Here is a 19423-nt window from a genome sequence, read left to right on the forward strand (position 1 = left end):
TTACTTTCGATGGGAGGAATTCGGAGACGGTGCGCGGGCGGCGCGGATCGCGGCCACGGACGCATCGACGATGCGCTCGACGCCGACGCGGCCCAGGTCCGCCGTGGCACGGGTCGGATCGCCATGCACGCCCGCGCGCACGCCGCCGCGCGCGCCGGCCGCGACCTGTGCCGGACGCACGAGCGCCGGGTCGACGGCCAGCGACAGCGCCGTGTCGGCGAGGCCCGCGTGCGTGCCGATCTCGGCGTCCGTGAAGCCGCGCTGTTTCAGGTCGGCGTTGAACGTGGTCGTGGCGGCATCGTAATAGGCGCCCAGTGCGTGAGCGCGGCAGCCGCCGGCACCGCCGTTGCTTCGATTTACCCGCGCCGCGGCCCTGGCTTCATTCGTTTGGTAGCCGCCGTGGTCGCCCAGGAAGAACACGTCGCGGATGCCGTGCTGGCACAGGCTTTTCGCGGTGGACTCCAGCAGCGCCTCGAACGCGGCGTCCGGGATCGAGATCGTGCCGGCGAAGCGCATGTGCGCGGCCGGCGGCGCGATCGCCCCTTCCGGCACGTAGGCGACGACGGGGGCGACGACGGCATCGCCGAGTTTGGCGGCGATGCGTCCCGCCAGCACGCGGGCGCGGACGTTGTGCTTGCCGAGGACGATGTGCGGGCCGCTCTGCTCGGTGCCGCCGATGGGTACGAGGGCCGTCGTGGCGCCGGCCACGATGCGGTCGCGCAATTCCGGCGACGTCATCTCTTCGAGGTAGACGCCGGGGGTGACGGACGAGGCGGCGGACCCTGCGAGAGGCAGGGCCAGGCCGGCAATCGCCAGCGCGCGGCGGACGACCGAAATGTGCAGGTGAAACATGTGATCCGTGTTCCTGATGCTTTACAACTATTGTAGAGCATCCTCACGCACGGGACGGAACGCGGACCCCGTATTTTTTATTACCGGAGCATTACCGTTGGTTTATCCGTCACGGCGGCTCGTGCCGCGGTCGGCCGTTGCGGCCGCATCGTCCGGCGTCTGCGCCTCGCCACTCTGGCGGTTGCCCCGGTCGACGCCGGGAATCGGTTCCGTCGCGCTGCCGTGGCTGCTCTGCGGCGCGCCCGGCGGGTTCACGTTGCTTTCTGGCGACGCGGCCGGAAAGTTCGTATGGCGGCTGGGATCGCCGCGTTTCTGATCCGTCATGATGTGCTCCTTGGCGTAACGACAATACACGCCATATGGGACCGCACCGCATCCCGCCCAATCGGACGACACGCCGCCGCCGCGTAGGAGCATGACTCCAGTCGAACCAAACGTGATTGAACGTGTCCACTCGCAATCATGGAAAGACGCTGCGACGGTGGGAGCGCGTGGCTCGGCTTGTCCCGGTGGCCCGCGGCCTGCTGGCCGCCGCCCACATCGCCGCCAAGGTCCTGAAATGGAAGGACGGCGAAGCCTCCATCGTCGGCTGGCTGCCGCAGAGAAGGGTCTCACCGAGATCATCTTCGCCAACATCCTGCTCGACAAGCAGATCATCACGAGCGAGACGTTCACGGCGCTGCTTTTGATGGCCGTCGGCAGTACAATGCTGACTGTCCCGGTCGTGCATCCGAAACTGCATCGCGTGCGGCACCGCGGACTGGTGAATCAGGCCAGTTCCTGATCGGATTCGACGAAGGTGGATGACACATGGCGCGCAGCGGACTCACGAAATCACAGGTCAGGGAAGCCCGCGACCGGCTGCTCGCGGAGGGCCGTCATCCCTCCGTCGACGCGGTACGCCATGCACTCGGCGACAGTGGGTCCAAGTCGACCATCCACAAATACCTGAAGGAGCTGCGCGCCGAAGACGGCGGCGCGGACGCCGTGCCGGGCATGCGCCGCGAGGACACGGGCCGCGCCCTGCACGCCCTCGTCGACGAAGTGGCCGACCGCCTGCACGCCGACTTCGACGAGCGCATGCGCCTGCTGCGCGCCGCCCACGAGCAGGCCTTGCTCGAGCGCGACCGCGAACTGGCCGAATTGCGCAGCACCGTCGCCACCCTGACCGCCCGGGTGAAACAGCTGGAGCTGGAAGCCCAGTTCGGCGCCGACGAGACGCCCCTGCGCCACTGGCAGGACCGCGCCGGCGTGCCGGGCGGCTTCGGCCACTTCGACAACAACTTGCTGAACTCGCGCTCGGCCGTGCGCGACATTTCCCCCTTCGACCTGATCCGCGCCGCCGCCCGTTCGTGATCGCCACCGCACGGACGCGCCGCCGCCGACCTGCTACAACGTGGTCAACGATAGCCAGGGAGAACGAGCGATGCTAACACTGGACAATATGGACCGTGCGCGGGTCGACCGGCTCGGCGCATTGACGGCGCACGTCGTCGAACACGCGCTGGCCTCGGGCCTCGCCTGGGACGAAGCGATCCTGGCCTTCGGCATCGCCGCCAGGGCGATGGCGATGAAGGCGTCCGACCAGGGCGCCGGCACGCCCGAACAATGCGCCGCGCAGGCCGAGCGCCGCCTGAAATCGGGCATGACGCAAAGCGCGGACGTGTTACGCGCGTGGCTGGATTGAGCGCGACGGTCCTGTTGTCGGCACGCGATCTGCGTTCGCCGTTCGGCGGACCGTTCACCTTCGACGTGCACGCGGGCGAATGCATCGCGATCCAGGGACCGTCAGGCGCCGGTAAAAGCGTCCTGCTGCGCATGCTGGCCGACCTCGATCCGCACGACGGCGACGCCCTGCTGGACGGGCGGCCCGCGTCATCGATGTCCGCGCCCGACTGGCGCGCCGCCGTCGTCTACCAGGCGGCCGAACCCGCATGGTGGGAAGCGACGGCCGGCGCGCACTTCGCAAACGCCGGCCGTGAGTTCATGGACGCCACGCTGGCCGCGCTGGGCCTGGCCCCGGCCCTGCTGGACACGGAGATCGAACGCCTGTCGACGGGCGAACGCCAGCGCCTCGCCCTGGTCCGCTCGCTGGCCCGGCGTCCGCGCGTGCTGCTGCTCGACGAACCGACGGGCGCCCTCGATCCCGACGGCGTCGCGCGCGTGGAGGCGCTGCTGCGCAATCAGCTGGCGGCCGGCATGGCGATACTGGTCGTCACGCACGCGGGCGAACAGGCGCGCCGCCTCGCGCAGCGCATCTTCCGGCTCGAACAGGGAAAGCTGACGACGACATGAATGCGATCCACCTGGGCACATGGGACCTGCTCGCGGCCGCGCTACTGATCGTACTGGACGCCGCGCTGTCGCTCGCGCTGGGCCTCGGACTGCATCGCCAGATCCTCGTCGCGGCCGTGCGCATGGTGGCGCAGCTGGCCATCGTCGGCCTCGTGCTGCGCCACGTGTTCGCCACGAGCTCCGCGGCGGCCACGCTGGCCGTCGTCGTGTTCATGATCGCCGCCGCCGCGCGCGAGGTCGCGACCCGCCCGAAGCAGCGCCTGAAACGCCACGTGAACTACCAGATCGGCGCCGCCGTCGTGTCCTGCACCGGTGTCGCGACCGTGCTGCTGGCGCTGACGACGGCCGTACGCCCGACGCCGTGGTACGAACCGCGCTACGCGATCCCGCTGATGGGCATCGTCCTCGGCAGCGTGCTGAACGCCGCCAGCCTCGCGCTGGACGGCATCCTCGACGGCGTCGTGCGCGAGCGCGCCCGCATCGAGGCGCGGCTCGCGCTCGGCACGCCGCTGCGCGAAGCCATCGGCCCGCTCGTGCGCAACGCGACGCGGCGCGGCATGATCCCCGTCGCGAACCAGATGTCGGCCGCCGGCATCATCACCCTGCCCGGCATCATGACGGGCCAGCTGCTCGCGGGCATGGACCCGATCGAGGCCGTCAAATACCAGATCCTGCTGATGTTCCTGCTGGCCGGCGCGAGCGGCCTGGCGTCCGTCGGCGCCGCCATGCTGGCCGTGCGGGCCCTCGGCGACGACCGCCAGCGGCTGCGCGTCGACCGTTTGCGCGCTTAAACCGGACGGGCCACGATCAGGGCCGTGTCGACCGTGAAGCTGCCGTCCTCCCCGATCTGGAAATAGTCTTTCACTTCGCTCGCTGCGCGCGCGTGCAGCGAACGGATCGCGGCCACGTGGACGTCGGGCGTGCGCATCCGCGCGATCCACGACGCGAATTCCAGGCGCAGCCTGTACGTGACCACGTCGTCGACCGCGAAGCCGACGGCCGCCAGCGCCGTCTGCCATTCCGCCACCGACGCGTTGCGCACATGGGACGGATCGCGCAGCAGCTCCAGCGTCTGCAGCCATGTGTCGAGCAACGGCACGCCGGGCGAGACGACGTCCATGAACAACCCGAGACCCTCCGGCTTCACGACGCGGCGCATCTGTGCGAGTCCGTCGCGGAAGGCGCCCCAATGGTGCGCGCTGTAGCGGGTGGCGACGACGTCGAACGACGCATCGGGACAGGGCAGCGCTTCGGCCGCGCCCTGTTTCGTGACGAGATTGTCCAGCCCGCGTCTACGCGCTTCCGTGCCGACCGTGTCCAGCATCGCGGCGGACAGGTCGTACGCGACGACCTTGCCGACCTGGCCCGCCATGCGGAACGCCACATGGCCGCCGCCGCAACCCATGTCCAGCGCGACGGCATCCGGACGGCGGCCGATCAGGTCCGCCATCCGCTCCAGGTCCGCGCCGGCCGCGTGCACGGCGCTGGTGAGATAGGCCTCGGCGCGGGAATCGTATTGTTCGAGGACGGTGGCATCGTGGTTGTGCATATTGGCTCCTGGGTTGGTCGTTTGGTCATTGTCTGCGAGGCGTTTTCCTGTTACAAGGAGCCTGTTTATCCTGGTATAAGGAGCACCATGACCGACGCACACCGGCGCCAGATGCTCGGCGCCTTCATCCGCGCCCACCGCGCGCGCCTGACGCCCGCCCGGCCCGGCACGCGCCGGCGCACGCCCGGCCTGCGGCGCGAGGAACTCGCGGACGCGGCCGGTCTCGGCGTCACATGGATCACGTGGCTGGAACAGGGCCGCGACGTGCAGCCGTCCGTCGCCGCGCTGTCGCGCCTGGCCGACGCGCTGCAGCTGTCCGCGGCCGAGCGGGCGTCGCTGTTCGACCTCGCCGGCAAGAAAGACCCGCGCGCCCTGCCCGACCACGCCGACGACCTGTCCCCGGCGCTGCTGGCGCTGCCGGCGCTGATGGCCGCGCCGGCCTACCTGCTCGACCACACGTGGACGGCACGCGCCTGGAACGACGCCGCCACCGCACTGTTCGTCGGCTGGCTGGACGCGGACGCGCCCGACCGCAACCTGCTCCGCTACGTCTTCCTGCATCCGGCCGCGCGCGAGCTCATCGTGGACTGGGACACGCGGGCCCGGCGGCTGGCGGCGGAATTCCGGGCCGATTTCCACCGGCGGCCCGCGGATGGGGACATGCAGGCGCTGGTCGAACAATTGTGCCGCGACAGCACGTTGTTCGCACAATGCTGGGACAAGCAGGACGTGCTGCACCGGGAAGGCGGGGAGCGGCGGTTCCGGCATCCCGTCAGGGGGGAGCTGGGGTTCGTCCAGACCACGTTGCTGGTGGCGTTGCAGATGGAGATCAAGCTGGTGTGCCTGGCGGCGGGAACCTCTGCCGTCTGAGCCGGTCGATACCCTGGTGTGATCGACGCCTGGGAGAACGCGCATGGACGGCCACGCCACAGATACCTTCGACGTTGCCGGGCTGGTGCCGGGCTTCCGGCCGCCGCCGCAGCCCGCACCGGCCCAGGACAATGCGCAACTGGCCGCGGCCGACGCGCGCGTGCGGCACTGGCGCGAGCCGGCCGACGGCCCCCTGGTCCCCGGCTCGGACCGGCACGGCGACGCCACGTGCCGCATGTTCCGCGACACCTTCAATCCCTACCGCCCCGCCGTGCTGGACTGGCCCGTGCTGGAACCGGCGGTGCGCGACCGCATCGTCGCGCTGCCGATCTGGGACATCGCGGTCCAGACCGAAGGCAAGGCGCGCCTGCGCATGGCGGCCTACGCCGGCACCCTGCACGATCCCGCCATGCGCGACGCGCTCGCGCTGAACGCGTGGGAAGAGCAACGCCACAAGGACGTGCTCGCGCGCATGGTCGCGGCGTACGGCATCGACCTCGCGCCCGAACCCGTCCAGCACCCGCCCCGGGATCCGGAGTGGGGGTACCTCGTCACCGGCTATAGCGAATGCATCGACAGCTTTTTCGCCTTCGGCCTGTTCGAACTGGCGCGGCGTTCCGGCCTGTTCCCGCCGTCGCTCGTCGACACGTTCGAGCCCGTGATGCAGGAAGAGTGCCGGCACATCCTGCTGTTCGCCAACTGGGCCGGCTGGCACCGCGCCCGCCTGTCGTTCCTGCGCCGCGTGCGCTTCGAAGCGAAGGTCGCCGCCGTGTGGGCGTTCCTCGCGTGGGAGCGGATCGGCCTCGCACGCGCCATGGACGCGGACGGCGCGCGCACGCAGGACAATAATTTCACGCTGCACGGGGCGCAATCGGTCGCGGACGATGGCGCCGGTGTCCGCGACCTGCTCGCCCTCTGCCTTGCAGAAAACGACCGGCGCTTTGCGGGTTATGACGAACGGCTGCTGCGGCCGCGGACAGTGCCGCGCCTGGCCCGGTTCGTGCTGCGGCTGGCCAGGCTGTTCGGGCGCGGGCGCTGAATCTGCGCCGTCCGCGTCGTCAGCATGGTCAGCGTCGTCCCTGGCGGCATGGAGCCGGGGTATCGCAAGAGCCTAAACCACACCCCGCGCCCGCGCCGGGACCAATGCCGCGTGTCACGGCACGCCTACCGCACCTACGCCAGATAGCCTTCCCCCAGATACCCTTCCCGCCCGAACCACGCGACCGCCGCCCGCACGCCGGCAACGTACGGTCCCGGCCGGTAGCCGAGCTCCCGCTCCGCCTTGTCCGACGAAAAAAACATCCGGTTGCGCGACATCTTCAAACCATCCACCGTCAAGAACGGCTCSCGCCCGCGCAGGCGTGCGAGCGCCTCGGCCGCGTGCGCCAGCGGCACCAGCGGAGCGGCCGGCAATCTGACGCGCGGCGGCCTGCGCCCGACGAGTTGCGCGATCTCGCCCAACAGCTCGCGCAGCATCACGTTCTGCCCGCCGAGGATGTAGCGCTCGCCCACGCGCCCCCGCGTGAGGGCGAGCAGATGCCCGCGCGCCACATCCTCGACGTCGACGACGTTCAGCCCCGTCTCGACGAATGCCGGCATCCGGCCACGGGCCGCCTCGACGATGATGCGTCCCGTCGGCGTCGGACGCACGTCGCGCGCGCCGACCGGTGTCGACGGATTGACGATCACGGCCGGCAAGCCGTCCTGCGCGACCATGCGCTCGACGAGACGCTCGGCCGCCACCTTGCTGCGCTTGTACACACCGATGGCCTCGCGCTCCGCCAGCGGTTCGTCTTCCGTGGCCGCCGCGGTCGACGGACTCACCCGCAACGTGGCCACGCTGCTCGTGACGACAGCGCGCTCGACCCCGGCTGCCAGCGCCGCCCGCATCACGGTCGCCGTGCCCTCCAGGTTGTTGCGCATGATCTCGCCGGGATCGGGTGCCCACAACCGGTAATCCGCTGCGACATGCAGCAGGAAGCGCACGCCGGCCAGCGCGCGCCCGACCGCCGCCGCGTCGCGCATATCACCTGCGACGACCTCGGCGGACAACCCCGCGAGATTGCGGCGCGGACTGCTTGCGCGCACCAGGGCACGGACGGCATACCCCTGTTCCAGCGCCGCGCGCGCCACGGCGGCGCCGACGAACCCGGCCGCGCCCGTGACCAGCACGAGGTCGCCTCCCGCCACCATGGCCTCCTTCCGGCATCCATCTGCAGCGCATTCTAATCAGATATGCGAGGCGCATACGCATCTGGATCAAACGCCGCGTGCGAACTTGCGCGCCGGCGGAGACTCCAATCTGCACCGAACGGAAAGCACCGCAGAGAACCGTCATGCACGTGATCCTAGCCCAGCCGCGCGGGTTTTGCGCGGGCGTCGTCCGAGCCATCGAGATCGTCGAGCGCGCGCTCGAACGGCATGGTGCGCCCGTGTACGTGCGCCACGAAATCGTCCACAACAAGGCCGTGGTCGACGGCCTGCGCGCCAAGGGCGCCGTGTTTGTCGAAGACCTGGACGAAGTGCCGCCGCAGGCGGTGACGGTGTTCAGTGCGCACGGCGTGGCGCGCACGGTCGAGGCCGAAGCCGGCGCGCGCGCCCTGCGGGTGCTGGACGCGACCTGCCCGCTCGTCGCCAAGGTCCACATCCAGGGGCGCCAGTATGCGGCCGGCGGCCGCACGGTGATCCTGATCGGCCATCCCGGCCACCCGGAGGTCGAGGGGACGATGGGGCAGATCGACGGCCGCGTGCTGCTCGTGCGCGACGCGCGCGCGGCCGAGGACCTCGACCTGCCGCCCGACACGCCGGTCGCCTACGTGACGCAGACGACGCTCAGCGTGGACGACACGCGCGGCGTCATCGCGGCCCTGCGGCGGCGCTTCACGGACATCGTCGGACCCGACGTGCGCGACATCTGTTACGCCACGCAGAACCGCCAGCGCGCCGTGCGCGACCTGTGCCGCCGGGTCGACGTGCTGCTCGTCGTCGGGGCGCCCAACAGTTCGAACTCGAACCGGCTGCGCGAAATCGGCGCGGAGACCGGCACCCCGACCTGGCTGCTCGCCGACGGCAGCGAGCTCGACCCCGCCTGGGTCGCGGGCGCGGCGGTGGTCGGGATCACGGCCGGCGCGTCCGCGCCCGAGGCCATGGTCGAGCACGTCATCGGTGCCCTGCGCGCACTCGCGCCCGTCGAGGTGTCGACGATGGACGGGGTCGAGGAACACATCGAATTCCGGCTGCCGCGCGCGCTCGCTGCCGGGCCGGAAGCCGGCACACATTGACGACAGGGACACGAGCATGGCCATCCCGCTCCTGCAGAAAGCTCTCGTCGGCGCCTACGTGCTGCGCAAGCACCTGGCCGGCGAACGACGCTACCCGCTCGCGCTGATGCTGGAGCCGCTGTTCCGCTGCAACCTGGCGTGCGCGGGCTGCGGCAAGATCGATTATCCGGCCGAGATCCTCGACCAGCGCCTGTCGGTGGAAGAGTGCCTCGGCGCCGTCGACGAATGCGGCGCGCCGGTCGTCTCGATCGCGGGCGGGGAGCCCCTGCTGCACGAGGACATGCCCGCGATCGTCGCCGGCATCGTCGCACGCCGCAAGTTCGTCTACCTGTGCACGAATGCGCTGCTGCTGGAACGGCAGCTCGACCGGTACCGCCCGAGCCCGTTCTTTACATGGTCGGTGCACCTGGACGGCGACGAGGGCATGCACGACCGTTCGGTCTGCCGCGCGGGCGTGTACCGGCGTGCCGTGGCCGCAATCCAGCGTGCCAAGGCGGCGGGCTTCCACGTCAACGTCAACTGCACGCTGTTCGACGATGCCCGCCCGGAGCGGGTGGCAAGCTTCTTCGATACATTGAAGACGATGGAGGTCGACGGCATTACCGTGTCGCCGGGCTATGCCTACGAACGCGCGCCGGAACAGCAGCATTTCCTCACGCGCAACCGGACGAGACAATTGTTCCGTGACATATTCGCGCGCGGCGAAGGGGGGCGGCGCTGGGCGTTCAGCCAGTCCAGCCTGTTCCTCGACTTCCTCGCGGGGAACCAGACCTATCATTGCACCCCCTGGGGCAATCCCACGCGGACCGTATTCGGCTGGCAGCGTCCATGCTACCTGCTCGGCGAAGGCTATGCCGCATCGTTCCGGGAACTGATGGACGACACCGACTGGGAGGCCTACGGTACGGGCCGCTACGAGAAATGCGCGGATTGCATGGTGCACAGCGGCTACGAGGCAAGCGCCGTGCGGGACACGCTCGCCCGCCCCCTGGCGGCGGCCCGCGTCGCGCTGCGGGGCGTCGCCACCGACGGGCCGATGGCACCGGATATTCCGCTGGGCGGACAGCGGCCCGCGCAACACGTGCATGCGCAGCAGGTCGCCATCCGTCTCGACGAGATCCGGGGCCGCAAGGCCGGGCTGAATGGAGGAACCCGATGATGCCGTCCTTCGTCACGCTGGCCGGCTCGACGCTGACGGTGCTGGCCACGCTTTACGCGCTGGCGGCGCTGCTCTGCCACGGCCGCATCCGGCGCGCGCGCGCGGTCCGGCCACCGCTGTGGACGCCTGTCACCGTGCTCAAGCCCCTGTGCGGTGACGAGCCCCGGCTGGAAGAGAATCTCGCCGGCCTGTGCAGCCAGACGCACCCGCATGTCCAGCTCGTGTTCGGGGTCCGCGATCCGGCCGACCCGGCCGTCGCCGTCGTCGGGCGCCTGGCCCGGCGCTTCCCCGCCGTCGACATGCGGCTCGTCGTCGATCCGCGCATCCACGGCAGCAACCTCAAGGTGAGCAACCTCATCAACATGATGCAGGCCGCACGCCATCCCTGGCTCGTGCTGGCCGACAGCGACATCGCCGTCGGGCCCGAGTACGTCGCCCGCGTGACGGCGCCGCTGGCCGAGCCGCAGGTCGGCATCGTCACGTGCCTGTACCACGGCCGGCCGCCGGACGGTGTCTGGCCGCGGATCGGCGCACTCTTCATCGACACGTGGTTCGCCCCCTCCGTGCGGGTCGCGAGCAGCGGCGGCAGCAGTGCCTTCGCGTTCGGGGCGACGATCGCGGTGCGCGCGGCGACGCTCGAGGCCATCGGCGGCGTCGAGGTGCTGGAGAACCGGCTGGCCGACGACTACCGGCTCGGCGAACTCGTGCGCGGTCTGGGCTTGGCGACAGTGTTGTCCGACGTGAACGTGGGGACCGACGTGACGGAAACGGGCCTGCGCGCGTTGTGGTCGAGGGAGCGGCGCTGGATGCAGACGATCCGCTCGCTCAATCCGCTCGGCTACGCCCTGTCGTTCATCACCTTCACCCTGCCGATGCTGGCGCTCGGCCTGTGCCTCGCGCCGACGGCGTGGAACGTGGCACTGGCATTGTGCGGCGCGGCGGCGCGGCTCGGCCTGCACTGGCGCAGGCCGGCGCCGGACATCCCCGCACCCGGTCACGCCTGGCTCGCGCCGCTGCGCGACTGCCTGCTCGTACTGGAGTGGGCGAGCGCGTTTGCCGGCACGACGACGCACTGGCGGGAGCACTGTTTGCCCATCGACACGGGCCGGGCGGCGGCCCCCGACCGGCCCTGCGGTGTGCCGGCCACGCATGACCGGCCATCCTGGCGATAACGATCATGGACACCACCGCGATGCATACCGCAATGCTGAAGACCCTGTTCCTGCAGGCGCCGTCGTTCGAGGGCTTCGACGGCGGCGCCGGCTCGCGCTACCAGGCGAAGCGCGAAATCCGCTCGTTCTGGTATCCGACCTGGCTGGCCCAGCCCGCCGCCCTCGTGCCCGGCAGCCGGCTGCTCGACGCGCCCGCGGACGGGCTCACCGTGGCGCGGACGCTGGACATCGCCCGCGACTACGACCTCGTGATCATCCACACGAGCACGCCCTCGTTCCCGGGCGACGTACGGTTCGCCGGGATGCTCAGGGAAACGCATCCCGCGATACGCATCGGCATGGTGGGTGCCAGGGTCGCCGTCGATCCCGGCGGAGCGCTCCGGGCGGGCATTCCCGTCGACTTCGTCGCGCGCGAGGAATTCGACTACACCTGCCGCGACGTCGCCGCCGGCCGGCCGCTGGCGGACATCGACGGCATCAGCTGGCGCGATGCCGGGGGCGCGATCCGGCACAACCCGTCGCGCGCGATCATCGAAGACATGGACGCGCTGCCGTTCGTCGCGCCCGTCTACCGGCGCGACCTGAACATCCGCAATTACTTCATCGGCTACCTGAACTATCCGTACGTGTCGCTGTACACGGGACGCGGATGCCGCTCGCGCTGCACGTTCTGCCTGTGGCCGCAGACCGTCGGCGGCCACCGCTACCGCACCCGGTCCGCGGAAAACGTGCTCGCCGAGGTCCGCTGGATCCGCGCGAACATGCCGGAAGTGAAAGAAATCATGTTCGACGACGACACGTTCACCGACTTCCGTCCCCGCGCCGAGGAGATCGCGCGGGGTCTCGGCAAGCTGGGCGTGACATGGTCGTGCAATGCGAAGGCGAACGTGCCCTATTCGACGCTCAAGATCATGAAGGAAAACGGCTTGCGGCTACTGCTCGTGGGCTACGAATCCGGCGACGACCAGATCCTTCTGAACATCAAAAAGGGCTTGCGGACCGACATCGCGCGGCGCTTCGCTGCCGACTGCCGCGCGCTCGGCATCACCGTCCACGGCACGTTCATCCTCGGGCTGCCGGGCGAGACACGGGAGACGATTGCGAAATCGATCGCATTCGCCAAGGAAATCAACCCGCACACGATCCAGGTCTCGCTGGCGGCGCCGTACCCGGGCACCCGGCTGTACGAACAGGCGCTGGAAAACGACTGGATACCGGACCACAAGACCATTCCGCTCGTCGACGGCAGCGGGGTGCAACTGGCCGCGCTCAGCTATCCGCACCTGTCGAGCGACGAGATCTATCACGGGGTGGAACAGTTTTACCGCAGTTTTTACTTCCGCCCCTCGAAGATCTGGGAAATCGTCAGCGAGATGCTGCAGAGCTGGGACATGACCCGGCGCCGCCTGCGCGAAGGCGTCGAATTCTTCCACTTCCTGCGCGCCCACGGCGCGTCCCATTCATGAGCGCGCCGCGCGGACGGGGCCTCATCGTCACGGCCGACGACTTCGGCGCGCACCCGAGCGTGAACGCGGCCGTCGAGCGCGCGCATCGGGACGGCATCCTGACCGCGGCCAGCCTGATGGTGGGCGCACCGGCCGCCGAGGATGCGATTGCCCGCGCACGTGCGTCGCCGGGACTGCGAGTGGGCCTGCACCTCGTCCTGGCCGACGGTGCGTCCGTGCTGCCGCCGCGGGCCATCCCCGACCTCGTCGACGCGCAGGGCCGCTTCGGGGGGCGCATGGCACGCGACGGCGCGCGCTACCTCTGCCTGCCGCGGGTACGCCGCCAGCTGGCGCTGGAGATCCGCGCCCAGTTCGACGCGTTCGCCGCCAGCGGCCTGCCGCTGGACCACGTCAACACGCACAAGCATTTTCATTTGCACCCGACGATCCTGACGCTCATCCTCGACATCGGCCGCGCGTTCGGGCTGCAAGCCGTCAGGTTGCCGCGCGAGACGGGGCCACCGGGGAAAGCGTCCCCTGCTTGGCTGCGGCCCTGGTTGGCGCTGCTCGAAGCCAGGCTTGACGCCGCCCGCATCGGCCACAACGACTACGTGGCCGGGATCCGCCAGTCCGGGCGCTTCGACGAGGCGGCCCTGCTGGATGCACTGTGCAACCTGCCGACGTCCGGCATCGGCGAGCTGTACCTGCATCCGGCGCTCGCATCGGGCGCGGAGATCGCGCCATCGATGCGCGGCTACCGCCACGCCGACGAGTTCGCGGCACTCGTCTCGCCGCATGTGCGTGCGGTGTGCGGCGCCCTGCGCGCGCAGGGCTGGCGCTTCGGTGGATTTGCCGACCTTGTCGCCGCAAGAGGCGACGGGGCGGACATCCGCGCCGTCGGGGCGGACATCCGCGCCGACGATGCGGGCACAGGCGGCACCGGAGGGCATTTGGCAGGCCACGCGGACGCGCCGCCGGACACACCACCGGCCGGCGTACCGCCATGCCTTCGCGGGAACGCGGCCGCCGGGCGCACCACGGACCACCGCGACGGCCCATGAGCCACGCCCGCACGATGGGCCGGCTGGCCTGGACGGCATCGATCGCGGGGCTCGCGCTGGTGGCGGCGCTCGTCGCCGCCGAAGGCTGGACCGGCATCGTGGCCGCATTCGAGCGGGCCGGCTGGGCGCTGCTGCTCGTCGTGCCGGCAAGAGTCGTCACACAGGTGTTCGACGTCCGCGCATGGCGCGTGCTGCTCGCGCCGTTCGACCCCGGGCGCGCGGCCGGGCCGCTGTTCCTGTTGTGGGTGGCGCTCGTGCGCGAGGCCGTCAACCGGCTGCTGCCGGTGGCGAACATCGGCGGCGAAGTCGCCGGCGTGCGGCTCGCGGTCCTGCGGATACCCGATACGGCCGGCGTCGCGGCAAGTGTCGTCGTGGAAGTGTTGATGACAATCGTCGTGCTCTACCTGTTCTGCGGCGCCGGCGCGCTGCTGATGTTGACGCTGGCGGGCGGGCCCGGCCTCGTCGGGATCATCGTGGGGGCGCTGCTGCTCTCGCTACCGCTGCCCGTGCTCGCCTGGTGGCTGCTCCGCCACGGCGCGCCGTTCGCGCGGCTGGAGCGCCGGGTACTGCGCCTGCTCGGGCCGCAGAACGTCATCGCACTGCACCTGGACGGCGCGGGCATCGACGCGGCCGTCGTGCGCCTGTTCCGGCAACGCGGCCGTCTCGCCCGCGCCGGGGCGTGGTCGTTGCTGGCCAACGTGCTGGGCACGTTCGAAACGTGGTATGCGCTGGCTCTGCTCGGCCACCCCGTCGGCTTGCAGGCCGCGCTCGCCATCGAGGCGCTGACGCAAGCCGTGCGCCACGCCGGCTTCATGGTGCCCGCCGGCCTGGGCGTGCAGGAAGCGGCCGTGCTGCTGTTCGGCCAGCTGGCCGGCGTGGGCGGGGACGTGGCGCTGTCGCTGGCGCTCGTCAAACGGATGCGCGAGCTCGCGACCGGCGTGCCGGCCCTCGTCTCGTGGCACTGGTTCGAAATGCGCCGCTTGCGTCCGCTCAGGGAGCGCGCTCAGGGACCACGATTATGAGCCGCCAGGTATCGGATGAGGCCGTCGATGCCCTCCGCCGCCAGGCGGGCGGCGAACTGCTGCCGATACACCTGGATCATCCACGCACCCATCATGTTGATGTCGTAGATTTTCCAGCCGGCGGGCGTCTTGTGCATCCGGTAGTCGATCGGCATCGTGTCGCCGCCCGTGACCACGGTCGTCCTGACGACGGCATCGGTGGCGTTCGCGGCCGAGCGGGCCGCGGGCGCGTAGCGGAACTGCGTGTTCTCCTGCTGGATCTGCGTCAGTTGGATCGCGTAGGTCCGCGCCAGCAAGGTCTGGAACTCGCGGAACAGCGCCTCACGCTGGGCCGGTGTTGCCTGTGCCCACGCGCTGCCCACCGCGTACTGCGTGGTCAGCATGAAGTCGGTGGATGGCAGGAAGTCGCGGCGGACGATCTCGAGGGTCCGTTCGGGGTCGCCGGCGCGCGCGCCGGGGTCGCTGCGGATGGCGCTCATGACCTGGTCGATCGTGCTCTTCAACGTTTGCTCCGGCGTACGCTCGGCCACCTGCCGGGCACAGGCCGGTGGCGGCATGGAACAAGCCAGGGCAAGCAGAAATAAGGACGGTTTCATGGGATTCTCGATCGGCACATCCATATGACCGTCGTCCGGCCGTCAGTGTTCCCGCGCACGGCTGCGCCAGATCATACGGTCACCCGCACCGCATCCGTTCTAATGAACACACCATGCTGACCCACCAGATTGCCAGGCTCGTCCACCTGTCGTGCCGCCACCCATGGGCGGTGCTGGGGGCGTTTGCGCTGCTGGTACTTGCATCCGGACTTTATGTCGCGCGCCATTTCGCGATCAATACGGACGTCGGCCAGTTGATCGACGCGAATGCGCCATGGGCCCGGCGCGACGCCGCCATCGCCGCCGCGTTCCCGAACCGGGGCGACACGACGCTGGCCGTCATCCGGGCCCCCGCGCCCGAGTTCGCGGCGCAGGCGGCCCGCGAACTGGCCGACCGCCTGCGCCGGCAGCCCGCCCTGTTCCGCGCGGTGGACCTCGGCGCGGGTGCCGATTTCTTCCGCCGCAACGGCCTGCTGTACCTCGACGCGCACGAGGTCCGCGCGCTGGCGGCGCGCCTCGTCGATGCAGGGCCCCTGCTCGATGCGCTCGCGCGCGACCCGTCGCTGCGGGGCGTCGCGAACCTGCTGGCGGTCACGCTGGGCACGCCCCTGCTGACGGGCCAGGTCACGCTCGCGCAGATGGCGCCGCTGCTGGCGCGCAGCGCCGCCACGGTCGAGGACATCCTCTCCGGACGAAACACCGCGCTGTCCTGGCAGGATCTCGCCATCCACGGTGCGGCGGCCGAACCCGGCCTCGTGGAAGTCCGTCCCGTCCTGGACTATGCCGCCCTGCTGCCCGGCGCCGCGTCCAGCGACGCGATCCGCGCGGCCGCCGCCGACCTGCGCCTGGCCGGGCGCTACGGCGCCCACGTCACGCTGACGGGGCCGGTGCCCTTGTCGGACGACGAGTTCGCCTCGCTGCAGGAAGGGTCGCCGCTCGTCGGCAGCATCCCCGTCGCCATCGTGCTGGTGCTGCTGTGGCGCGCGGTGCGTTCGACCCCGCTCGTGCTGGCACTGTGCATCACGATGCTGGGCGGCCTCGCGCTCACGGCCGCGCTCGGGCTCATGATGGTGGGTGCGCTGAACCTGATCTCCATCGCGTTCGCGATCCTGTTCGTCGGGCTCGGCATCGATTTCGGCATCCAGTTCGGCATGCGCTTCCGCGAACTGCGGCGCGTCCGGCCCGGCACCGGCACCGCCCTGCTGGCGACGGCGCGCGCGCTCGCGCTGCCGCTCACCCTCGCGGCGACGGCCACCGCGTTCGGCTTCCTCGCCTTCCTCCCCACTGCGTACCGCGGCGTGGCCGAACTCGGGCAGATCGCGGGCATCGGCATCCTGTGCGTCGCCCTGCCCGCCTGCCTGACAGTGCTGCCCGCGCTGATACGCATCGCCGATCCGCCGGCGGGGGCGCGCGCGCCCGGCTACCCGTGGCTGGCCGGCATCGACCATGCGCTGCAGACCCACCGCAAGACCGTGCTCGCGGTCACGCTGGCGCTCGTCGCGGCCGGCATTCCGCTGCTGTGGCGCCTCGAATTCGACTTCGATCCGCTGCACCTCAAGAATCCCGGCAGCGAATCGATGGCCACGCTGACGTCGCTCGCGCGCGGCACCGACATCGGACTCGACAACGTGCAGGTACTCGCCCCGTCGCTGGCACAGGCCGCGGCCCTGGCGGCACGCCTGGAACGCCTGCCCGACGTGGCCCATGCGCTGACGGCCGCCAGCCTCGTGCCCGACCGGCAACCGGAAAAACTGGCTGCCATCGCCGCGGCCGCCGCGCGCCTGCTGCCCGTACTGGAGCGAGCGCCGATTGCACCGGCGTCGGACGCGCAGCGCACGGCCGCGCTGCGCACGGCCGCGCAAGCGCTGCACAATGCGGCGCTCGATCATCCAGGTCCCGGTGCGGCCGAGGCGTCGCGGCTCGCGCGGGCGCTCGCTGCCCTGGCGCGCGCAGGGCCGGCCGCCCGCGACCGCGCCGACCAGGCGCTGGCGGGTACGCTGCGGCTCGCGCTGGACGCCCTGCGGCTGGCCCTCCGGCCGGAACCCATCACATTGGCGACCCTGCCCGCCGCGATGCGCCGCAACTGGATCGCGCCCGACGGCCGCGCGCTGGTCGACGTCAGTCCGACGCGGCCCACGGGGACGAGCCTCGGCGGCGACAGCCGGCTGGGCCGCTTTGCCGATGCCGTCCTGCGCATCGCACCGGATGCGGCCGGCGGCCCGATCTCCGTGCGCCACGCGGCCGACCTCATCATCGCCGCGTTCGTGCAGGCGGCGCTGCTGGCCATCGCGACCATCGCGCTGCTGTTGTGGATCGCGTTCCGGCGCGTGGGCGATGTGCTGCTGACGATGGTGCCGCTGCTCGTGTCGAGCCTTGTCACGCTGGAGGCCTGCGTGCTGCTGCGCATCCACCTGAATTTCGCGAACATCATCGCGCTGCCGCTGCTGCTGGGCGTCGGCGTCGCTTTCAAAATCTATTACATCATGGCGTGGCGCGCCGGGCAGCCGGCCCGGCTGGAGCATCCGCTCACGCAAGCCATCGTCCTGAGCGCGGCGACCACCGGCACCGCGTTCGGCAGCCTGTGGCTGTCGCACCACCCCGGCACCGCGAGCATGGGCAAGCTGCTGGTGCTGGCGCTGGTCTGCACCCTGATCGGCGCCGTGTTCTTCCAGCCCGTCCTGCTGGGGCAGCCCCGTGTCCCGGCACCTGCCGAACGAGGTCCGCCATGACCCACCCGCCGCCGCGGATCGTTGCCACCCTGCTGCTCACGCCCCTCGCGCTCCTGTCCGGCTGCGCCACGGGCCCCGGGCGCGATCCGGCCGATCCGCTGGAACCGCTCAACCGCGCCACGTTCCGCTTCAACGACACGCTCGACCGCCACATCGCGCAACCGGTCGCGCGCACGTACAACCGCACCGTGCCGCGCTTCGTCCGCACCGGTGTGGACAATTTCTTTTCCAACCTGGGCGATGTCCCCGTGATGCTCAACGATTTCGCCCAGCTGCGCCTGATGGACGGCATGAACGACCTGATGCGCGTGGCCGTGAATTCCACGTTCGGCCTGCTGGGCGTGCTCGACATCGCCACGCCGGCCGGCATCGCTAAGCACAACCAGGACTTCGGCCTCACGCTGGGCCATTATGGGGTGCCGGCCGGCCCCTATCTCGTGCTGCCCCTGTTCGGCCCGAGCACGTTCCGCGACGCGGCGGGCTTCGGCGTCGACCAGTACGCCTCGCCCGTCACGTACGCGAAGCCGGCCTTGCGCAATACGCTGTGGGGCGTCGACTTCGTCAGCACGCGGGCCCGTTACCTGAACGCGACCAATCTGCTGGAACAGGCCGCGCTCGACCGCTATCTGTTCGTGCGCGACGCCTACCTGGGCCGCCGCCATACGCAGCTCGACGAGGGCAAGGAAACGCCGCTGCCGGATTACGACAAGGAAGATGGCGGCAAGCAATAACACCCCAGCCCCGCCCCCAGTCGCGCACGTGCCCGCAGCAGCGAACGCCGCGCCACCCACGCCTCCCCCGCCAGCACGCACACGGAGGCGATCTGCCCCGGCGCACGCACCAGAGCGCGCAGCACGGGCCAGACCCCGCCCGTGTCCAGTCCGGCCAGCGCGGCCGCGGGCACGGTGCGCCAGGCCGGATCGAGCACGACGCGGCAGGCCGCGAACGGCAAGCCGTGGCGCCGTGCGGCCAGCGCGGCCGCATGCGTTTCCATGTCGACGGCGGCGGCGCCCGCGTCACGCCACAGCGCGGCCTTGGCGGCCGGCGTGGCGAGAGGCGCGTCCGCCCCCGCGAGCAGCCCGGGACGGGCACCGGGCAGCCGGTCCAGCAATGCGCGCGACCAGTCCGGGTCCGTCGCGACGAGGCCGTCCGGCGTCAGCACGGCCGTGGCCACCACGCAGTCGCCGCACGCGAGGGCCGGATCCAGGCCGCCCGCACAGCCAAAGCTGATGATGCCGGCCCAGTCGCCGGGGCCGTCCAGCATCCCGTGCAGCCGTTGCGCCACACGCCACGGTCCGGGCCCGCACACGCTGGTGACGCCGGGCCCGTCCGCGATCGCCGCCTCGAACGGCATGCCGCAGACGACGAGCACGCCCGGCGCCGAAGGCATGG

20 protein-coding genes and 1 pseudogene are annotated in these 19423 nt (G+C 70.7%); 15 read left to right on the forward strand and 6 right to left on the reverse strand.

The genetic code is table 11. From position 1 onward, the window contains the following. Both ASD28_RS04985 and ASD28_RS04990 read right to left on the reverse strand, forming a co-directional pair. Nucleotides 1-852 carry a creatininase family protein gene (locus tag ASD28_RS04985; RefSeq protein WP_056124910.1) on the reverse strand — a complete coding sequence of 284 codons (852 nt, stop codon included), beginning with the start codon at nucleotides 850-852 and terminating at the stop codon, nucleotides 1-3. Nucleotides 853-954: 102 nt separating this feature from the next. Continuing rightward, a complete protein-coding gene (locus ASD28_RS04990; protein ID WP_056124913.1) occupies nucleotides 955-1176 on the reverse strand; it encodes a hypothetical protein in 222 nt (73 codons plus the stop codon). A gap of 194 nt (nucleotides 1177-1370) precedes the next feature. Between ASD28_RS04990 and ASD28_RS04995 the strand changes: the two are divergent. The 5 genes and pseudogenes from ASD28_RS04995 to fetB form a co-directional block, all read left to right on the forward strand. Then, nucleotides 1371-1636, forward strand: a pseudogene (locus ASD28_RS04995) (cation:proton antiporter); the annotation flags it as partial. Nucleotides 1637-1662: 26 nt separating this feature from the next. Then, a complete protein-coding gene (locus tag ASD28_RS32405) occupies nucleotides 1663-2208 on the forward strand; it encodes a DNA-binding protein (RefSeq protein WP_056124919.1) in 546 nt (181 codons plus the stop codon). A gap of 70 nt (nucleotides 2209-2278) precedes the next feature. Next, the gene (locus tag ASD28_RS05005; protein ID WP_156403827.1) at nucleotides 2279-2539 is read left to right on the forward strand and encodes a hypothetical protein; all 261 of its coding nucleotides are present in this window, start codon (nucleotides 2279-2281) and stop codon (nucleotides 2537-2539) included. Then, entirely contained in the window at nucleotides 2527-3147 is a 621-nt protein-coding gene (locus tag ASD28_RS05010) for an ABC transporter ATP-binding protein (protein ID WP_229412152.1), read from the forward strand. The genes ASD28_RS05005 and ASD28_RS05010 overlap by 13 nt, the downstream gene beginning before the upstream one ends. Next, complete coding sequence (gene fetB / locus ASD28_RS05015) at nucleotides 3144-3938, forward strand: iron export ABC transporter permease subunit FetB (RefSeq protein WP_056124925.1); 795 nt, start codon at nucleotides 3144-3146, stop codon at nucleotides 3936-3938. Before ASD28_RS05010 ends, fetB begins: the two co-directional genes overlap by 4 nt. Here the strand turns inward: fetB and ASD28_RS05020 are convergent. Then, nucleotides 3935-4696: a class I SAM-dependent methyltransferase gene (locus tag ASD28_RS05020; RefSeq protein WP_056124928.1), complete on the reverse strand. Its 762-nt coding sequence runs from the start codon at nucleotides 4694-4696 to the stop codon at nucleotides 3935-3937. The genes fetB and ASD28_RS05020 overlap by 4 nt on opposite strands. 87 nt (nucleotides 4697-4783) lie before the next feature. Between ASD28_RS05020 and ASD28_RS05025 the strand changes: the two genes are divergently transcribed. Both ASD28_RS05025 and ASD28_RS05030 read left to right on the forward strand, forming a co-directional pair. Continuing rightward, a complete protein-coding gene (locus ASD28_RS05025; RefSeq protein ID WP_056124931.1) occupies nucleotides 4784-5566 on the forward strand; it encodes a helix-turn-helix domain-containing protein in 783 nt (260 codons plus the stop codon). A gap of 43 nt (nucleotides 5567-5609) precedes the next feature. Beyond that, nucleotides 5610-6605 (forward strand): hypothetical protein, encoded by a 996-nt coding sequence (locus ASD28_RS05030; RefSeq protein ID WP_056124933.1) that lies wholly within the window; start codon nucleotides 5610-5612, stop codon nucleotides 6603-6605. Nucleotides 6606-6739: 134 nt separating this feature from the next. Here ASD28_RS05030 and hpnA read toward each other — a convergent pair whose 3' ends face one another. Then, the gene (gene hpnA / locus ASD28_RS05035; RefSeq protein WP_056124937.1) at nucleotides 6740-7759 is read right to left on the reverse strand and encodes a hopanoid-associated sugar epimerase; all 1020 of its coding nucleotides are present in this window, start codon (nucleotides 7757-7759) and stop codon (nucleotides 6740-6742) included. 143 nt (nucleotides 7760-7902) lie between these two features. On the opposite strand from hpnA, the gene ispH reads away from it, so the two are divergent. From ispH to ASD28_RS05065, 6 genes are read left to right on the forward strand one after another with little or no spacing between them, the layout of a single operon-like run. Beyond that, a complete protein-coding gene (gene ispH, locus ASD28_RS05040) occupies nucleotides 7903-8847 on the forward strand; it encodes a 4-hydroxy-3-methylbut-2-enyl diphosphate reductase (protein WP_056124938.1) in 945 nt (314 codons plus the stop codon). Between the two features lie 16 nt (nucleotides 8848-8863). Further along, complete coding sequence (gene hpnH, locus ASD28_RS05045; protein ID WP_056124942.1) at nucleotides 8864-10006, forward strand: adenosyl-hopene transferase HpnH; 1143 nt, start codon at nucleotides 8864-8866, stop codon at nucleotides 10004-10006. Then, entirely contained in the window at nucleotides 10006-11178 is a 1173-nt protein-coding gene (gene hpnI / locus ASD28_RS05050) for a bacteriohopanetetrol glucosamine biosynthesis glycosyltransferase HpnI (RefSeq protein ID WP_056125193.1), read from the forward strand. The genes hpnH and hpnI overlap by 1 nt, the downstream gene beginning before the upstream one ends. Nucleotides 11179-11213: 35 nt before the next feature. Beyond that, nucleotides 11214-12644 carry a hopanoid biosynthesis associated radical SAM protein HpnJ gene (hpnJ, locus tag ASD28_RS05055; RefSeq protein ID WP_056125194.1) on the forward strand — a complete coding sequence of 477 codons (1431 nt, stop codon included), beginning with the start codon at nucleotides 11214-11216 and terminating at the stop codon, nucleotides 12642-12644. Further along, entirely contained in the window at nucleotides 12641-13684 is a 1044-nt protein-coding gene (hpnK, locus tag ASD28_RS05060; RefSeq protein ID WP_082577346.1) for a hopanoid biosynthesis-associated protein HpnK, read from the forward strand. The genes hpnJ and hpnK overlap by 4 nt, the downstream gene beginning before the upstream one ends. After that, entirely contained in the window at nucleotides 13681-14706 is a 1026-nt protein-coding gene (locus tag ASD28_RS05065; RefSeq protein ID WP_229412153.1) for a lysylphosphatidylglycerol synthase domain-containing protein, read from the forward strand. The genes hpnK and ASD28_RS05065 overlap by 4 nt, the downstream gene beginning before the upstream one ends. On the opposite strand, the gene ASD28_RS05070 is transcribed toward ASD28_RS05065, so the two are convergent. After that, nucleotides 14688-15302: a phospholipid-binding protein MlaC gene (locus ASD28_RS05070; protein WP_056125198.1), complete on the reverse strand. Its 615-nt coding sequence runs from the start codon at nucleotides 15300-15302 to the stop codon at nucleotides 14688-14690. The two genes, ASD28_RS05065 and ASD28_RS05070, sit on opposite strands and share 19 nt — an antisense overlap. 113 nt (nucleotides 15303-15415) lie before the next feature. Between ASD28_RS05070 and ASD28_RS05075 the strand changes: the two genes are divergently transcribed. Continuing rightward, on the forward strand, nucleotides 15416-18031 hold the full coding sequence (locus ASD28_RS05075) for an MMPL family transporter (protein ID WP_056124944.1): 2616 nt from the start codon (nucleotides 15416-15418) through the stop codon (nucleotides 18029-18031). Then, nucleotides 18028-18762: a VacJ family lipoprotein gene (locus tag ASD28_RS05080; RefSeq protein WP_056124946.1), complete on the forward strand. Its 735-nt coding sequence runs from the start codon at nucleotides 18028-18030 to the stop codon at nucleotides 18760-18762. Before ASD28_RS05075 ends, ASD28_RS05080 begins: the two co-directional genes overlap by 4 nt. On the opposite strand, the gene ASD28_RS05085 is transcribed toward ASD28_RS05080, so the two are convergent. Then, nucleotides 18732-19421, reverse strand: a complete 690-nt coding sequence (locus tag ASD28_RS05085) for a hypothetical protein (RefSeq protein WP_056124948.1) — start codon at nucleotides 19419-19421, stop codon at nucleotides 18732-18734. The two genes, ASD28_RS05080 and ASD28_RS05085, sit on opposite strands and share 31 nt — an antisense overlap. Nucleotides 19422-19423 lie beyond the last annotated feature (2 nt).

The sequence above is a fragment of the Massilia sp. Root133 genome (assembly GCF_001426525.1).
GTDB classification, from domain to species: Bacteria; Pseudomonadota; Gammaproteobacteria; order Burkholderiales; family Burkholderiaceae_D; genus Telluria; species Telluria orientalis.

Excerpts from the sequence above, each read along its gene's own strand:
- ASD28_RS04985 (WP_056124910.1), bottom strand. The coding sequence starts at position 852 with ATGTTTCACCTGCACATTTCGGTCGTCCGCCGCGCGCTGGCGATTGCC.
- ASD28_RS04990 (WP_056124913.1), bottom strand. The coding sequence starts at position 1,176 with ATGACGGATCAGAAACGCGGCGATCCCAGCCGCCATACGAACTTTCCG.
- ASD28_RS32405 (WP_056124919.1), top strand. The coding sequence starts at position 1,663 with ATGGCGCGCAGCGGACTCACGAAATCACAGGTCAGGGAAGCCCGCGAC.
- ASD28_RS05005 (WP_156403827.1), top strand. The coding sequence starts at position 2,279 with ATGCTAACACTGGACAATATGGACCGTGCGCGGGTCGACCGGCTCGGC.
- fetB (WP_056124925.1), top strand. The coding sequence starts at position 3,144 with ATGAATGCGATCCACCTGGGCACATGGGACCTGCTCGCGGCCGCGCTA.
- ASD28_RS05020 (WP_056124928.1), bottom strand. The coding sequence starts at position 4,696 with ATGCACAACCACGATGCCACCGTCCTCGAACAATACGATTCCCGCGCC.
- ASD28_RS05025 (WP_056124931.1), top strand. The coding sequence starts at position 4,784 with ATGACCGACGCACACCGGCGCCAGATGCTCGGCGCCTTCATCCGCGCC.
- ASD28_RS05030 (WP_056124933.1), top strand. The coding sequence starts at position 5,610 with ATGGACGGCCACGCCACAGATACCTTCGACGTTGCCGGGCTGGTGCCG.
- ispH (WP_056124938.1), top strand. The coding sequence starts at position 7,903 with ATGCACGTGATCCTAGCCCAGCCGCGCGGGTTTTGCGCGGGCGTCGTC.
- hpnH (WP_056124942.1), top strand. The coding sequence starts at position 8,864 with ATGGCCATCCCGCTCCTGCAGAAAGCTCTCGTCGGCGCCTACGTGCTG.
- hpnI (WP_056125193.1), top strand. The coding sequence starts at position 10,006 with ATGCCGTCCTTCGTCACGCTGGCCGGCTCGACGCTGACGGTGCTGGCC.
- hpnK (WP_082577346.1), top strand. The coding sequence starts at position 12,641 with ATGAGCGCGCCGCGCGGACGGGGCCTCATCGTCACGGCCGACGACTTC.
- ASD28_RS05065 (WP_229412153.1), top strand. The coding sequence starts at position 13,681 with ATGAGCCACGCCCGCACGATGGGCCGGCTGGCCTGGACGGCATCGATC.
- ASD28_RS05070 (WP_056125198.1), bottom strand. The coding sequence starts at position 15,302 with ATGAAACCGTCCTTATTTCTGCTTGCCCTGGCTTGTTCCATGCCGCCA.
- ASD28_RS05075 (WP_056124944.1), top strand. The coding sequence starts at position 15,416 with ATGCTGACCCACCAGATTGCCAGGCTCGTCCACCTGTCGTGCCGCCAC.
- ASD28_RS05080 (WP_056124946.1), top strand. The coding sequence starts at position 18,028 with ATGACCCACCCGCCGCCGCGGATCGTTGCCACCCTGCTGCTCACGCCC.
- ASD28_RS05085 (WP_056124948.1), bottom strand. The coding sequence starts at position 19,421 with ATGCCTTCGGCGCCGGGCGTGCTCGTCGTCTGCGGCATGCCGTTCGAG.